The sequence below is a fragment of the Ectopseudomonas oleovorans genome, assembly GCF_029845265.1.
GTDB classification, from domain to species: Bacteria; Pseudomonadota; Gammaproteobacteria; order Pseudomonadales; family Pseudomonadaceae; genus Aquipseudomonas; species Aquipseudomonas oleovorans.
On sequence record NZ_JAOCLK010000031.1, the window covers coordinates 1 to 15,711 of the forward strand.

The 15,711-nt window shown below is 62.7% G+C and carries 15 protein-coding genes; 2 read left to right on the top strand and 13 right to left on the bottom strand.

What is annotated here, in order from left to right; translation table 11 throughout:
• A partial coding sequence (locus N5J71_RS15565) for a glycosyltransferase family 2 protein (protein WP_279917189.1) occupies positions 1-845 on the bottom strand: 845 nt, incomplete at its 3' end.
• A gap of 214 nt (positions 846-1,059) precedes the next feature.
• On the opposite strand from N5J71_RS15565, the gene N5J71_RS15570 reads away from it, so the two are divergent.
• Positions 1,060-2,232, top strand: a complete 1,173-nt coding sequence (locus tag N5J71_RS15570; RefSeq protein WP_279534294.1) for an O-antigen ligase family protein — start codon at positions 1,060-1,062, stop codon at positions 2,230-2,232.
• On the top strand, positions 2,229-2,885 hold the full coding sequence (locus N5J71_RS15575; protein ID WP_279917190.1) for a BUD32 family EKC/KEOPS complex subunit: 657 nt from the start codon (positions 2,229-2,231) through the stop codon (positions 2,883-2,885). Before N5J71_RS15570 ends, N5J71_RS15575 begins: the two co-directional genes overlap by 4 nt.
• 9 nt (positions 2,886-2,894) lie before the next feature.
• Here N5J71_RS15575 and N5J71_RS15580 read toward each other — a convergent pair whose 3' ends face one another.
• The 12 genes from N5J71_RS15580 to N5J71_RS15635 form a co-directional block, all read right to left on the bottom strand.
• Positions 2,895-3,782, bottom strand: a complete 888-nt coding sequence (locus N5J71_RS15580; protein ID WP_279534292.1) for a glycosyltransferase family 2 protein — start codon at positions 3,780-3,782, stop codon at positions 2,895-2,897.
• A gap of 9 nt (positions 3,783-3,791) precedes the next feature.
• Entirely contained in the window at positions 3,792-4,748 is a 957-nt protein-coding gene (locus tag N5J71_RS15585) for a glycosyltransferase family protein (RefSeq protein WP_169970078.1), read from the bottom strand.
• Positions 4,745-5,653, bottom strand: coding sequence for a glycosyltransferase family 2 protein (locus N5J71_RS15590; protein WP_279917191.1), 909 nt, complete (start codon positions 5,651-5,653; stop codon positions 4,745-4,747). Before N5J71_RS15590 ends, N5J71_RS15585 begins: the two co-directional genes overlap by 4 nt.
• Complete coding sequence (locus N5J71_RS15595; protein WP_279917192.1) at positions 5,643-7,400, bottom strand: carbamoyltransferase family protein; 1,758 nt, start codon at positions 7,398-7,400, stop codon at positions 5,643-5,645. Before N5J71_RS15595 ends, N5J71_RS15590 begins: the two co-directional genes overlap by 11 nt.
• A 99-nt stretch (positions 7,401-7,499) precedes the next feature.
• Positions 7,500-8,945, bottom strand: coding sequence for a lipopolysaccharide kinase InaA family protein (locus tag N5J71_RS15600; RefSeq protein ID WP_279870332.1), 1,446 nt, complete (start codon positions 8,943-8,945; stop codon positions 7,500-7,502).
• Positions 8,942-9,691, bottom strand: coding sequence for a lipopolysaccharide kinase InaA family protein (locus N5J71_RS15605; RefSeq protein ID WP_084340778.1), 750 nt, complete (start codon positions 9,689-9,691; stop codon positions 8,942-8,944). The genes N5J71_RS15600 and N5J71_RS15605 overlap by 4 nt, the downstream gene beginning before the upstream one ends.
• Positions 9,688-10,425: a lipopolysaccharide kinase InaA family protein gene (locus tag N5J71_RS15610; RefSeq protein WP_084340777.1), complete on the bottom strand. Its 738-nt coding sequence runs from the start codon at positions 10,423-10,425 to the stop codon at positions 9,688-9,690. Before N5J71_RS15610 ends, N5J71_RS15605 begins: the two co-directional genes overlap by 4 nt.
• Positions 10,418-11,251, bottom strand: a complete 834-nt coding sequence (gene rfaP / locus N5J71_RS15615) for a lipopolysaccharide core heptose(I) kinase RfaP (protein ID WP_279917193.1) — start codon at positions 11,249-11,251, stop codon at positions 10,418-10,420. Before rfaP ends, N5J71_RS15610 begins: the two co-directional genes overlap by 8 nt.
• Positions 11,252-11,339: 88 nt before the next feature.
• Positions 11,340-12,464 (bottom strand): glycosyltransferase family 4 protein, encoded by a 1,125-nt coding sequence (locus tag N5J71_RS15620; protein ID WP_279917194.1) that lies wholly within the window; start codon positions 12,462-12,464, stop codon positions 11,340-11,342.
• 9 nt (positions 12,465-12,473) lie between these two features.
• The gene (rfaC, locus tag N5J71_RS15625; protein ID WP_074855115.1) at positions 12,474-13,478 is read right to left on the bottom strand and encodes a lipopolysaccharide heptosyltransferase RfaC; all 1,005 of its coding nucleotides are present in this window, start codon (positions 13,476-13,478) and stop codon (positions 12,474-12,476) included.
• Position 13,479: 1 nt separating this feature from the next.
• Positions 13,480-14,523 carry a lipopolysaccharide heptosyltransferase II gene (gene waaF, locus N5J71_RS15630; protein WP_279917195.1) on the bottom strand — a complete coding sequence of 348 codons (1,044 nt, stop codon included), beginning with the start codon at positions 14,521-14,523 and terminating at the stop codon, positions 13,480-13,482.
• Between the two features lie 202 nt (positions 14,524-14,725).
• Complete coding sequence (locus tag N5J71_RS15635; RefSeq protein ID WP_003459089.1) at positions 14,726-15,649, bottom strand: branched-chain amino acid transaminase; 924 nt, start codon at positions 15,647-15,649, stop codon at positions 14,726-14,728.
• Positions 15,650-15,711: the final 62 nt, after the last annotated feature.

The following is a 15,711-nucleotide window of genomic DNA, read 5'->3' on the forward strand; positions in this document are numbered from 1 at the left end:
CAATATTCACGGTAACGACGCCAGGTCGAACGGTTCCAGTACGTCAGAGGCAACCGGGAAAACATCTTCCGGGCGTGCACAAGATCCATCTTGATTGCAGCCCCCAGGTAACGATTGAAGACCTCCGTGCGTCCCGACAGATAATCGGGATGAGCCTTGAATGCGCGGAGCAACATGAGATCGTTGCGAAAGTGACGACGATAACTTCTGCTGTAATTGCGATCATGCACGCGATAGCAGGTAACCGGGAAAGGCAAAATATCCACCCGGTATCCCAGAGATGCGATACGCAGGCTCATTTGAAAGTCTTCCAGGGTAATTCGCTCATCATACCCACCGACTTCCTGCATGGCCTGGAGCCGGTACATGGCTGTCGGCGCGCCCACGGCCTTCGCCTTGCGCAGCAACTCGGGAAACGAATATGACTTGACCCGTTCACGCGCGGATGCCGACTGGGTGCGGCGCCCCTGGCCATCGATGATGTGCTTTCTGGCCCCGACACAGCCCACTTCGGGATGCTGCACCATGTGCGCCAGTTGCCGCTCTATGCGATCCGCCAGCATGATGTCGTCAGAGCCGAAAGTGACGACATACTCGCCCTCGGCCAATGCCAGCGCCCGATTCAATGTGGCACAGACACCGCGATTTTCGTGTGCAAGAAAAGTGAACCCATGTTCCTGTGCCAGCGCATCGATCAACGCCTGGCTACCATCGACAGAACCATCATCAATGACAATAAGCTGAATGGCGGGATGCGTCTGCGCGACCACACTAAGAATACTCGCTTCAATATAGTCGCAGTGATTATAGGAAGGAATAATCACTGTAACCAAGGGCACACTCATAAACGCTCCAAAACCGGAAACTCCAAAGCCGTGATAAATCGTCAAAACAACGCGTTCGAAAACGCATTGATAAAACTATCTACAGGGCATTAATCGTGGCCGAATACTAGCAAAAAGCACTACCCCATATCGACACGTTTGGGCCGCACTCCCGCGCCCACATCAACGCCGAAATACTTTAGACTACCGCCCCCAAAATAGCCGCGAACAGCCCATGACGAACAGGACGATCAAGACATTCGACAGTGCTCACGACTTCATAGTCCGCCGTCTTCTGCCGCTGGGTGTGATCGTCCTGTTGACCGGTCTGTTCTGGGCAAAGGATGGCAGCCAGTTCACGAAATTCTACTACGGCCTGATCGCCGCCCCGGCCCTGCTGGCCGCGCTGTGCAGGTACCGCGACCTGCGCGCCATCATCGCCGAACCGATGATCCGCTCTTATCTGCTGCTGTTCGTCTGGATAGCATTCAGCCTGACCTGGAGTACCACCGACAACGACGCTGGCAGCCTGCTCAAGCGGCCGCTTTATGTCCTGATGCTGTTCATCGCCTTCGCCCTGATCACACTCAAGGACAACGACCTGCTGATGCAGAGCCTGAGAATAGGTGCCGGCCTGGGTGCGCTCGCGGCGCTGGGCAATCTCGTCTATTTCCACCTCTACGGGCTTCCCGGCCATCGCATGGTCGGCAGCGGAGCGCTGCACAACCCACTGTTGACCTCGCACCTGCTGGGGTTTCTCTGCACCTACTGGGTCGCCTCGTGGCTGTCCGCCAACGAACGCCATGATGTGGTGCCGATCATCTGCGCCTTAGCACTGCTCGGCGCCCTGATAGCCACCGGCTCCAGAACCCCCCTGATGGCACTGGCACTGACCTCCATCTGGATGACCGTCATGTGCGGCAAGCGCGCCTTCTACCTGCTTGCATTGGTCTGTGGTGCAACTGTGCTGCTGCTGACACTGGCACCGGACACACTGCTAAATCGAGGGCTTTCCTATCGCCCGGAACTCTGGGCCGATGCCCTGCGCCAAGCCCTGGGTCAACTTTGGCTGGGCGGCGGTTACGACAGCAACTACCTCTTCGATGCAGGCATGAAGCGCGGTCCCATGAACGATCCGCACAACGTCGAACTGGCGGTGCTGCTCGAGCTTGGACTCATCGGCCTGACGATCTGGACGGTCATGTATACCCAGGCATTCTGGCATGTCCTGAAATACCGCACCGAAGCCAACTTCCAGATTGCCTCGGCATTGATGGTCTACGGCATTGGTGCCGGCCTCACCGAAGGCGGCAACTTCCTGTCTCGCCCGAATGAGAGCTGGTTCATCATCTGGGTGCCGCTGGCCATATGTTGCGCACTGGCCATCAACAGGCGTCACGCACGATGAAAAAGATCACCAGCGCACAACTAATGAGTCTTCTCGCTGACGCGACAACCCTGGAACAAGATGGGTTCGGAATCAAAGTTGCCATATTGAAAGACGGTAACTTCATGAAACTCTTCCGGCGCAAGAGGCTTATTTCATCGAGCCTGTGGGCACTGCCGGCCAAACGTTTCGCTGATAACGCAAACGCACTGAACCAGCGCGGTATTAGAGCGCCTCTCATCGACGAACTGTTTTCGGTACCCGAATCAAAGCTCAGCGCCGTTATCTATACGCCACTGCCCGGCGAAACGTTACGTCAGCGCCTCAGGGGGCTGTCCGATGCTCAGGCGGAAGAAACCGTCATGCGCTTTGGCGCCTTTCTGGGCCAGTTGCACGAGCGGGGCGTGTACTTTCGCTCACTGCACCTCGGCAACGTCATCTACCTTCCCGATGAGGGCCTCGCGCTGATCGATGTATCGGACATGCACCTGGAATCCTCCCCGTTGAGCGCCTGGAAGCGACGCCGCAACCTGCAGCACATTCTGCGATACCCGGAAGATATCGACTGGCTGAGCCACACTCACAAAGATGCCTGGATTCGCGGTTATGCGCAGACCAGCGGCGCTGACAATGCACGGCGCCTGGAGGAAGGCATCGCACTCATGAGTCGCTGAGCCGCCCCGTCACAGCTTGCCGTGGCTGGAGAAAAATAGCCGTAGCAGGCCCCTGAGCGTCTTGAGTCGCCAGGCCGAAAACGGCAGTTGCCGCAGAATCCAGCGACTGAGCTCGACGTCCTGCTTGGCCGTTTTCAATAGCATGGAGTTCAGATAGGCGCCCCGGGCGTCGACATAGCGCGGGTGATCCGCGAACCGCTCCAGCGTGGCCAGCATCGCGTCGACCATGAATCGATGCTGCTTGTAAGTATTATTGGCATGCACGCGGTAGCAGGCCAGTACATCCTCCATGACATCGATGCGATAACCATGGCGGGTAATCATCAGCTCGATGTAAACATCTTCCAGGCGAATATCCGGGTCGAAGCCACCGACCGCCTCCAGCGCCTCCCGACGAAACATCAGCGTGGGCGCCGGCGCGCCCGGCTTGCGGTTCATGAACACATCCTCGAAGTCCAGCCGCCGAAACGGCAGCGCGCGCGGCTTGGCGCCGGGCCTGCCGTCGGCGTCGATGGTCTGGATAGCGCCGGCGCAAATGCCCACTTCGGGCTTGTCGGCCATGTAAGCCACCTGGGTGGCGATACGCTGCGGCAACATGATGTCGTCGGAGCCGAAGGGGGCGATCAGGCTGCCCCTGGCCCGCTCGATGGTCTCGTTCAGGGTGCGCGAGAGGCCCTTGTTGGCCTGCACGCGAAAGTCGAAGCCATGCACCTTCTGCAGCGCCTCGATGCGCGCCACGCTGTCGTCGCGGGAACCGTCGTCCACCACCAACAGCTCGATGTTCGGGTAGCTCTGCTGCAGCACGCTCTCGATGCTCGCCTCAATATAGGGCGCATGGTTGTATGAGGCGATGATCACGCTGACCAGCGGCTGCGAGGAATCACTCGTGGACGTCATGGAGGCTACTCAAAAGAAATTGAAGCGCGCGCGCAAGGTCTGCCAGGCGGAGACTTTGCCCACCTCGGGCCAGGCTTGCTGCAACAGGTCAAACAGATGCTCGGCCAGGTGTACATGGCTCATATGCGCCTCGACGAAGCGGCATCCCTGCTCGGCGATCGCCTCGGCCCGCGCCGGATCGCCACGCAGGTCGGCGAGGTGCCCACGCAACTCGTCGAGGTCGGCATACAGCAGCAGGTGGACGCCATCCTGCAGGCCGATGGCCGCCTCCTCGCTACCCTGGCGCCAGGCCAGGAGCACGCAGCCGCAGGCCATCGCCTCGAAGTTCTTGGCCATGTACTCGCCGAGCCCGACATCGGCGCTGACGAAGTAGCGAATGCGGTTGAGCATCTCGCGATAGGGCTGGCCCGGCGCGGTGCGCAGCAGTTGCAGCGGCTCTTGCGCCGCCAGCCGCTCCAGCAGCTCCTTGCGCCCGCCGTAAGCGGCGCTGGCGGTACGCCCGACGAAACCCAGCTCGATATCCCGCGCGCGCCCCTCGCAGTAGATGGTGCGCGGGTCGTAGCCCTTGGCGAGAAAATGCACGTTGAACCCCTCGCCGCGCAGGCGTTCGGCGACGCTGGCGCCGGTCACCACGATGCGGGCGTTGGGCAGGGCGCGGTAGAAGCGACTGAAGTGCCCGCGCCAACGGGAGGCGGCCAGGTAGTTCTGGCAGGCGTCTTCCTCGTAGATCAACAGCCCGGGGATCTGCCGCAAGAAGGCGGTCTGGCGGCGAATGTTCTTGAAGTGCAGGTCCAGCAGCACGCGGTCATAACGCCCCAGATCGAGGCCGCGCAGATAGCGGCGCAGGCCGCGCTGCTCGTCCTTGCCGAGGATGCGCAAGTCGAGCTCGACCAGTTGCCCGAGCCGTTCATGGACGCAGGACAGATCCGGCTCGCGCCCCACACTGCTGAGCGCCAGCACCTTCATGGGGTTCGGCTCAACCACAGACGGATGGCCTTGCGGGTGTAGGACCACTTCAACGCCACCCGCCAATCCGTGCGCAGCGCCTCGCGGTAGTAGCCGCGCGCCTGGTCGCGGTCGCCGGCCAACAGGCAGGTGCGGAACAGCGACAGGCAACGCTGGGCGCTGTAGGCGGGCTTGAGCGCTTGCAGGTCGGCCGGCAGTTGACGGAAGACCTCGTCCACCAGGGCCAGGCCGACGCGGTGCGCCGCCTCGGCGTTATGCCGCAGGCTGTCGGAATGCTTGTGGATACGCGCCAGCATCAGGTCGAGCACCACCACCCGAGGCTGGCTCAGGCAGTAGGCGAACACCGGGATGTCCTCGCTGTGCCGCAGATGCTCGGGGTACGGCCGCTGCCGCAGCAACTCGCGGCGGCACACGCAGGCGCCGTGGCTGAGGGCGATGCGTTTGTCCAGCAGGTAGCCCCGCAAGCGCGGCAAGACATCGGCGGGAACGGCACTGGCGGGATGCTCGCGCTCGCGACCATCGGGCTGCACCGCCACATGCCCGGCCAGCCACAGGTCTACGTCGGGCTGGGCGCGCAGGCGTTCGCAGAGGCCGGGCAGCACCCCGGGCGCCAGCTCGTCGTCGGCGTCGAGCAGCAGCACATGGCGCCCCCGCGCCAGTTGCACGCCCTTGTTGCGGGCCGCGGAGGGGCCGGCGTTATCCTGGCGCACGCCCTGGAAGGCGGCGCCGTGACGCTGACTGAGGCTGGCGAACACCGCCGGCGTGTCGTCGCTGGAGCCATCGTCCACCACCCAGAGTTCAACCTCGGGGGTGGCCTGGGACAACACCGAGTCGACGGCGCGCGGCAGTACGCCGGCATAGTTATAACTGGGAATGACGACGCTAAGCAGCGGCTCAGCCGACATTGTCGTACCAGTCCTTGCCATCCTTGACCACGAGGATGTCCTCCATGATCAGGTACTGCAGGTCGGAGCCATAGAACATGTTCAGCGCGTCGGTGGGCGAGCAGATCATCGGCTCGCCACGACGGTTGAGCGAGGTATTCAGCGAGACACCGTTACCGGTGAGCTTTTCCAGTTCCAGCATCAGGTCGTACCAGCGCGGATTGAAGCGACGCTCCAGCACCTGAGCACGTGAAGTGCCGTCTTCATGTACCACTTCGCTGACGCGCTCTTTCCACTCCTCGTTCACTTCGAAGGTGAAGGTCATGAACGGGCTCGGGTGATCGACCTTGAGCATCTTCGCCGCCACGGTGTCGAGCATCGAAGGGCAGAAGGGTCTCCAGCGCTCGCGGAACTTGATCTGCTCGTTGATGCGGTCGGCCACGCCCGGAATGCTTGGGCAACCGATGATCGAGCGGCCACCCAAGGCGCGCGGACCGAACTCCATGCGCCCCTGGAACCAGGCCACCGGGTTGCCGTCGACCATGATCTTGGCGATGCGCTCAGCCGTGTTGTCGATGCGTTTGAACACCGGCTGGTTCGGGTGCTTGGCGCAGGCAGCGATGACATCCTCGTTGCTGTACGAGGGGCCGAGGTAGACGTGCTCCATCTTCTCCACCGGCACACCACGCTTGTGCGAGACGTAGGCGGCAGCGCCCACGGCGGTGCCGGCATCGCCAGAGGCCGGCTGCACGAACAGTTCTTTAACGTCATCGCGGGCGATGATCTTCTGGTTCAGCTTGACGTTCAGCGCGCAGCCGCCCGCGAAGGCGATCTTGCCGGTCTCGCGGATAATGTCGCCCAGGTAGTAGTCCATCATTTCCAGCGCCAGCTTCTCGAACAGCGCCTGCATGCTGGCGGCGTAGTGGATGTAGGGGTCGTCGGCGATATCGCCTTCGCGCTTCGGACCCAGCCACTCGATCAGTTTGGGCGAGAAGTAGAACCCCTTGCCCTTTTCCTTGTAGCGACGCAGGCCAATGACATTGGCGTAATCGGTGTTGATGATCAGCTCGCCGTTCTCGAACTTGGCCAGGCGCGAGAAATCGTACTTGCTGGCATCGCCATAGGGCGCCATGCCCATGACCTTGAACTCGCCGTCGAGCATCTCGAAACCGAGGAATTCGGTGATGGCACCGTACAGACCGCCGAGCGAGTCCGGGTCGAAGAACTCCTTGATCTTGTGGATCTTGCCGTTCTCGCCGTAGCCGAAGAAGGTAGTGGCGTACTCACCTTTACCGTCGATGCCGAGGATCGCGGTCTTCTCCTTGAAGCCCGAGCAATGGTAAGCACTGGCGGCGTGGGCCAGGTGGTGTTCAACCGGTTCGATCTTGACCTTCTTGGCATCGAAACCCAGTTGTTCCAGGCACCAGACGATCTTCTTGCGGTAACGCTTGTAACGGCGGTTACCCATGAGCAGCGCGTCTAGCGCACGATCCGGCGCATACCAGTAACGCTTGGCGTAATGCCAACGCGCCTTGCCGAACAGACTGATGGGCGCAAAAGGAATAGCGACCACATCGACGTCAGACGGCTTGATGCCGGCCTGCTCCAGGCAGAACTTGGCCGACTCGTAGGGCATGCGGTTCTTCGCGTGCTTGTCACGCACGAAGCGCTCTTCTTCGGCGGCAGCAACAAGCTTGCCGTCGATGTATAGCGCGGCGGATGGATCATGGCTCAGGGCGCCGGAAAGGCCGAGGATCGTCAATGCCAAGGATAAAGCCTCTTAAAAAAGCGGCTGCAGGCTTGAAGCGGCAAGCTTCAAGCAACAGCGTTCGTTATTCAGTCGCCCCGGTCGGGCACATTTACTGCCTTAACTGTTCGGTTTTGCCACCACCGATGGAAGGCGCTCGTCCAGAACCTGGTACAGCGTACTGTCCTGCGGCCAGTTACGCAGGAAACGCGCCCGATCCTTCGCATAGGCGGGTGCGAAGCTACCGGCTCGACGGTGCTGCTGCATGGCGTCCAGGTCGATCAACATCCAGCGCCCATCCTGCCACAGGATATTGCTGCCTTTGAGATCCCCATGACTGATGCGCTCGCGCAGCAGCGCCGCAAACAGGTCATCCAGTGCCCGCAGTTCCGCTTCGGCTGGTAACTCGCCAGGCGCGCAGGACGCGAAACGAGTAATTATATCCACACCCGATGCGTGTTCGGTAACAAGATAGGACCGGCGCCTGAGCCACAGGGTACGGCACTCGAGCACGGCAAGCGGTTTGGGCGTTGCGATGCCGAGAAAAACCAGGCGATTGCCCTCGCACCAGCTGTGCCAGGCGCGGCTCGGACGCCAGCAGCGTTTGAGCCAATGCAGCATGCCCTTGATGTTGTAGCGTTTGATGACCAATTGCCTGGCACCCTGATCGACTCGCGCGACGGTAGACGAACCACCCTGTTTGAGGGACTGCCCAGCCGCGATAGCGGCGTCAGGGTCAGCCAGTAATCGCGCCAGCAAGGCATCTTCCTCGCGCCGGACCACCTGCAATCGCGAGGCACCGCGCCATGCGCAAAACGCCGAACAATCGCGACCGAGCTTGCCCATGAACTGGTGCAACCGCGAACCACGGGCCTTGGCTACCGCCTTGAGCAGAGCCTCGAGCGGCAGCGCGTGCTCGCCATTGACCAGCAGGTAATGCACCAGCAGCTCCTCGATGAATGGATCGAGAGCACTCGGGAATTGAGCGAAGAACACACCCAGATTGACCAGCACCCTGTCTCGCGACAGAGGTTGGCCCGGAGTCTCGGCACGCACGCCGCCACCGTCGATCAGATACAGGCTGCCGTTTTGACGCAGCAGGTTGTCCAGGTGCAGATCCTCTTGCCACAGACCTTGCCGGTGTAGCCCTGCAATGGCTGCCAGCGCCTCACCCAACACCTGCTGCCGAGCGTCGTCCAGCCACGCCAGATGAGCCACCGCCTGCCAGGCATCTCCGAGGCTTTCGGCATCGTCGAGGAACTCGAACAGCAGCCAACCGCCCCCTCCTGGCGTCGAACCGTGGACAAGCAACTCGGGCGTCTTCAGCCCCTGCTCAGCCAGTAGCTGAACGCCGCGCAGCTCGCGGACGAAATGCCGTTCGGCCTTATCGCCGACCAGCAGCTTGGCCAGCACCTCACGCCCCTGCCACTGCGCCCGACCGACATAGCGTTGACCTGGCAGCACCCGCAAAAGACTGAGCAACTGGATAGATCCCGCCCCCTCCAGCTCGATCAGCAGCGGTAGCGCGGGGGTACGTCCGGCATCGACCAGGGAAGCAAGCCTCATGAGCGCCTCGCCTTGTCCTTGAATCGTGCCGTGAGACGTTGCAACCAGTACCCCAACTGACGAGCGTCACCGAGATAGGCGGTCAGGAAACAGGCTACATCGTCATCGCCCCAGGCACTGGCGCGACGCAGCAGGGGTTCCAGATCCTTGACCCGATCACGCTCGCCAAACAACAGGGGCCGGGTCTTTTCCAGGTCGATCAACTGCGCGACGAAACCATCGCCGCTGGGTTGGAGGAAAATATGTTTGGGATAGAAGCAACCATGGACCTGGCCCTGGCCATGTACGCACCGGGCCAGCACCCCGCAGGCACTGGCGATGGCATGGCGTTGCACGGCGGCCAGTTGCGACCAGTTCGGCAGGTAGCTGTCCAGATCCCGCCAACCATCCAGGGCTCGGGTCAGCAGGACGGCGCGGCGCTCGCCGCCAATGCGTCGTTCGGCATAGAACGCCGAACGCATCGCCGGAATGCCCAGGCGCTGATAGCGGCAGGTATTGCGAAACTCCCGCGCCAGGGTCGGCTCACCCAACGGACGATGCAAGCTGCGGGTCAGGTAATTGCTCTGGCGCTTGAGGTAGTAGCCGGTGCCGTCGAGGTCGAGCCGGTACACCGCACTCCAACCACCGCGAGAAGCGGTGTTGGGCTCGTCCACGGCAAACAGCTGCAGTGCCCATAAGGCCTCGAAGCTGTCCAGGCCGTGACGCTCGAGCAACGTTTTATCCTCGCCCTCGATGAAGTCCTTCATTCTCTTCCCTCGAAGTAGCGCACGATCTGCACGATCCGTCGTTTGTCACTGTCGTTGAGACGATCGCGATCCCGATACTGCAGATAGAAACGCAGGCGCTGGGTGCGCGACAGGTGGTACTTGGCGACCTTGTCCAGGCAAGCGAGATCCTTGACGATCCGGTAGCGCAGGAACGGCCCCCACCAGAAGGTCCCCGCAGGGCAGTCGATGAGAAACAACCGGCGCTGCTCGTCCACCAGAAGGTTGCGCCACTTGAGGTCGTTGTGGACGAAATGATGGTCATGCAGCGTGCGCGTGGCCTTGGCCAACTGGCGGCTGACATCGTCGACCCAGGCCCGGTCATGCAGACGTGCATCGTCCGTGGCCGCCAGGCGTGACATGTCCAACGTATCGACGATCTCCTGAGTGATCAGCGCGCCTCGGGCGAAGGCGCCGACCTTGCGCTCCAGGCCGTAGGCGGCGATGGGCGCAGTGGGAATACCCCAGGCGGCGAAGTGCTTGAGATTCTGCCACTCGGCCTTGACCCGCGGCCGGCCGATGAAACGCCGAACGCCCTTGCCAGCGCCGTGATAGCGCTTGACGTAATAGCGCAGCCCATCGAATTCGACGCGGATCACGTCCGACAGCGGATCACGGGTGATCGCCTCGCCCTGCAGGGAAAACACCGCATCCAGGCTGGCGAAGGCTTTTGCCGCCTGCGGCGTGGCCAGGGCGGTGACGCGCCATTCACTCATGCTTCGCTCCCGGCGCGTACTTGCGTGCATAGCGAACCAGCAGGCGATCGGCCTTGCGTTGCAGCCAGAGCAGCAGCGCCGCCTCCTCCCGCAGGATCTGCCGCAACGGCCGCTCGTTCCCTGCCGCCGCGAAATAACTTTTGAGAAAGCGCAACTTGTCGCGGCGGGTCAGGCCAATATCCAGCGCCGAAAAATACAGGGCAGCCAGGTCCTTGTCACGCCAGCGCCGTGGCGTGGCACTGCGCACCTGGGCGCGGTGCAGGTCGATCACTGACAGGCGCAGGTCACTGGCCTGGATCGGCCGGTCAGTGTGCAGCAGGAAGTGGCAGATATAACAGTCGCGGTGGTTGACCCCGGCACGGTGCATGTTGCCCGTCATCTTCGCCACTTCGCGAATCAATGCCCACTTCAGCGTCGGCTTCGGCGGCTGCTGTGCCCAGTTCAGGCTGAGCTGCTCCAGATCGACGGTCGGCGCCAGCTCTTCAGTGACGATGAACGAGTGCTGGCGCGCCGGATTGCTGCCACGCTCACCGTAGGCCACAGCGGTCATGGTCGGCACACCGGCCTCGGTCAGACGCTGAATGGCCTGCCACTCTTGCGCGGCTCCCAACACAGGCGCCTTGGCCGTGAGCAGGTTCTTGGCGATCTCACCCCAGCCGATGCCACGGTGGATCTTGACGAAGTAACCGCGCCCGTCGACCTCGGTACGCAGGGTGCGGCGCCCTTCCAGCTCGCGGTAGACCTGGCCCTCGAGCGCCTCGACGGCCTCGAAGGGATCGCGGCCCGCCCACAGGCTCTTGAAGGGTTCGGCGAGGATCAGGCGCATGCAAGCCCCCCCAGCCGGGTATCCGTGCGCACCGATGACACCGTGCTGTCGACCTTTGGGTGCGCACGGCGCCCCCTACCCAAGCGACTCATGCGTGCCTCTCCGCGAGGATCACATCGGCAGCCTTCTTCGGCATCGAATACAGGTCGGCGCTGTCGGCATAGGCCAGGCCGTTGCGCCCCCAGAATGCACGGCGCTCGGGATCAGCCAGCATATCGGCGAGCATGCGGTTGAGCTGTTCCTGTTCGAAGGGGCTGGGCACGACCCGGCCGCAATCAGCATCAGCGATGTAATGGGCGTAGCCGCAGACATCGGTTACCAGCACCGGCAGGCCGGAAACCAGTGCTTCGAGCAGCACGGTGCCGGTGTTCTCGTTGTAAGCCGGGTGGATCAACAGATCGGCCCCCAGCAGAAAGCGCGGAATGTCGCTGCGTCCCTTGAGAATCTGCACCTGATCGGACAGCCCCAGCGCCTTTATCTGCAACAGAAAGGGCTTGGGATCGTCCTGGCCGATGGCGATCAGCCGGGTGCGCTTGCGCAGCTCGCGCGGCAACGCGGCCAGCGCCTTGAGACTGCGATCCAGGCCCTTGGTCTTGAAGCCGGAGCCAATCTGCACCAGCAGCAGGTCATCGTCGGCCAGCTTGAACTCGCGACGAAACTCGGCGCGAATCTCGCCAGCATTGGCCGGCGCGCGGCGATCCTGGGCGATGCCCGGCGGCAGCAGGTGGAAGCGATGCAGCGGGGTCTTGTAGTGTTTGACGAACAGCGGCTGCTGCACCTCGGAGATCATCAGAATCTCGGTCTTCGACTCCGGCGCGAACACCGCGCGCTCGTACTCGGCGAAGTGCTTGTAGCGCCCCCAGCGGCGATAGATCGGGTTGCGCAGGGTCTGCGCCTTGTCCTCGAAGCAGCCATCGGCAGCGTAATAAACATCCAGCCCCGGCATCTTGTTGAAACCGATCACCCGGTCGACCGGATCGCGCGCAAGGTCCCTCTGCAGCCAGGCGCTGAATTTCTCGTTGCGGCGATGGTTGAACAACGCGCGTACCGGCGCTACGCGCACATCGAAGCCGCCGGGGTTATCCCCTTCCCAGATCGGTGTATAGACGCGAATGGCATGGCCACGCGCCTGGCACTCCAGGGCGATACGCATGAAATCGCGCTGCAGCCCGCCGAACGGGAAGTATTTGTAGAGAACGAAGGCCAGTTGCATAGCCGCTCCTTAAAGGGTGCCGGGAGGCGCGAGCAGCAGCGCCTCCAGTTCCAGACCGACGCGCTCGGCGCCGAGGCCATCGAAGCAGGGCTTGTCACGGTCACCGCTGCCGGCGTTCGGGCCGCTGGCGCACAAGTGAATCTGGCTACGGCCATAGGCGCCCACCTTGCCGGGCAAGGTCGGGCCGTAGAGGGAAATGTTCGGCACATCCAGCGCAGCAGCCAGATGGCCGAGCCCGGTGTCGACGGAGACGCAGGCGCTAGCGCCAGCGATAACCTTGGCCACACCAGCCAGATTCAGCTTCGGCAGCACGGCGGCATGTGTCAGACCAGCAGCGATGCGTTCGGCACGCGCCTTCTCCGTCTCGTTACCCCAGGGCAGGCGCACGGCCCAGCCCAGCTCGTCCATGCGTTCGGCCAGCGCACGCCAATCAGCTTCGGGCCAGTGCTTGCTGGCCCAGGTGGTGCCATGCAGGAACACCAAGTACGGCTGCGCGGCGGCATCCATCATCGCCGTACGGTTGAGGCCGTAGTCACCCGTGCCGGACGGCAGCGTGTAACCGAGCGCCTTGGCGAACAGCTGGCGCACCCGTTCCAGGGCATGTTGATCCTTGGGTACCGCATAGCGGCGATCATAGAAGCGACTGGCCAGCGGCTCACGCGCCGAGTCGCGATCCAGCCCCGCGACCGGTGCCGACACATAACGGGTCAGCCAGGCGCTCTTGAGCAGGCCCTGGGCATCGATCACCAGGTCATAGCGGGTTTCCCGCAGACGCCGCTTGAAGCGTGCCCATTCGCCGCTACGCCAGGTGCGCAGCGGATGCTTGCGCCAGCGGCGAATGGCCACCGGGATCACCTGGGACACGGCTGGATGCCAGGCGGGAATCTCGGCAAAGCCTTCTTCCACCACCCAATCGAAGCGAATACCGGGAATGGCGCGTGCGGCATCAGTCAGCGCTGGCAGGGTATGCACCACGTCGCCCAGCGACGAGGTCTTGATGATCAGCACCCGCAAATCAGTCGCCCTCGACCAAGGTCAGGGCATCACCAACCAGACGCTCCAGCGCCTCGATCACCGGGCGCGGCTTGAGTTCGCGCAGGCAGTTGTAGTGACCGAAGCGGCAGGTACGCTCGAAGCAGGGGCTGCACTCCAGCCCCAGACGCACGATCTCGACACGATCAGCCAGCGGCGGCGTGAAACCCGGCGAGGTGGAACCGTAGACCGCCACCAGCGGGCGGTTCAGCGCCGCTGCCACGTGCATCAGCCCGGAATCATTGGACACCACGGCCGTGGCCGCCGACATCAGGTCGATGGCCTCGGCCAGGCTGGTCTGCCCGGAGAGGTTGCTGACTTCCTCGCGCAGCCCAGGGATCAGGCGCAGGCGAATGTCTTCGCCACCGGCATGGTCGTTCTTCGAGCCAAACAGCCACACCTGCCAGCCCTCGCGAATCTTGACCTCGGCCACCTTGGCATAGTGCTCGGCCGGCCAACGCTTGGCCTCGCCGAACTCCGCGCCGGGGCACAGCGCCAGCACCGGGCGATCCAATTGCAGGCCGAACTTGGCCAATGCCGCGTCGCGGCTGGACTCGTCGATCTGCAAGCGCGGCTGCGGATAAGGCTGCGGCAACACAGCCCCTGGCTCATAGGCCAGCGCCATGAAGCGCTCGATCATCAGCGGGTAGCGTTCCTCGTCCAGCGTGCGGATATCGTTGAGCAGGCCATAGCGCATCTCACCTTTCCAGCCGGTGCGCTTGGGGATGCCGGCGAACCAGGGCACCAAGGCGGACTTGAGCGAGTTGGGCAGCAGGATCGCCTGGTCGTACTGGCCGGCCAGCGACTTGCCGATACGCCGGCGCGTGGCCAGGTCGAGCACGCCATGCCCCAGCGGCAGGCTCAGCGCGGCACGCACCTCGGGCATGCGCTCGAGGATCGGCCGACTCCAGTCCGGCGCCAGCACGTCGATCTCGCACTCGGGGTGGCGCTGTTTCAGGCACTGGAACAGCGTCTGCGCCATCACCATGTCGCCTACCCAGCTTGGCCCAACGATCAGTATCTTCATATCTTTTCCAGAAACGACCGGGGAGGCTCAGAGCCCGCCTGCAATCAGCTGCGCGTCGGTCATGCGTCGTTGCAAAGGGCCTCGGGCGTTCATTTACCGCAGTAAACTCACGCCCTCGCCCCTGTTGCGCCTAGCCTGACTCTAGCTCGCAAGATTACCGGCGGACTCTTGAGGCCTCCCCGTCGAGCCTTCGAGCAATCGCTTACTTGACCAGCGTACGCCATTCGGCGTGGCCACTGGTCTTGCCGGTGACCAGGTCGAAGTAGGCTTTCTGCAGCTTCTCGGTGACCGGACCACGGCGGCCGGCGCCGATCTTGCGGCCGTCGACTTCGCGAATCGGCGTGACTTCAGCGGCAGTACCGGTGAAGAACGCCTCGTCGGCGATGTACACCTCATCGCGAGTAATGCGCTTCTCGACCACCTTGATGCCATGCTCTTCAGCCAGGGTCAGGATGGTGCTGCGGGTGATGCCGTTGAGGCAGGAGGTCACTTCCGGGGTGTACACCACGCCGTCCTTGACCAGGAAGATGTTCTCGCCCGAACCTTCGGCCACGTAGCCTTCCGGATCCAGCAGCATTGCTTCGTCGGCACCGCCAGAGATGGCTTCCTGCAGGGCCAGCATCGAGTTGATGTAGTTGCCATTGGCCTTGGCACGGGTCATCGCGATGTTGACGTGATGGCGCGTGTAGGAGCTGGTGCGCACCTTGATGCCTGCTTCCAGGGCTTCTTCACCCATGTACGCGCCCCAATGCCAGGCGGCGACGATCACGTGTACTTTCAGGCCAGCGGCGCGCAGCCCCATGCCTTCGCTGCCGAAGAACACCATCGGGCGCAGGTAGGCGCTTTCCAGGCCGTTCTCGCGCACAGCGGCACGCTGCGCTTCGTTGATCTCTTCCTTGGTGAAAGGGATCTGCATATTAAAGATGTGCGCGGAGTCGAACAGACGGTCGGTGTGCGCCTGCAGGCGGAAGATCGCGGTGCCGTCCGGGGTGTTGTAGGCACGCACACCCTCAAACACGCCCATGCCGTAGTGCAGGGTATGGGTCAGCACATGGGTGTTGGCTTCGCGCCACGGCACCAGTTTGCCGTCGTACCAGATCACGCCATCACGGTCGGACATCGACATCTTGCCTGCTCCTCAAATTCGCTTCACGGTTCGCACAATAAGATGGGGCCGCAGCCCCGTCA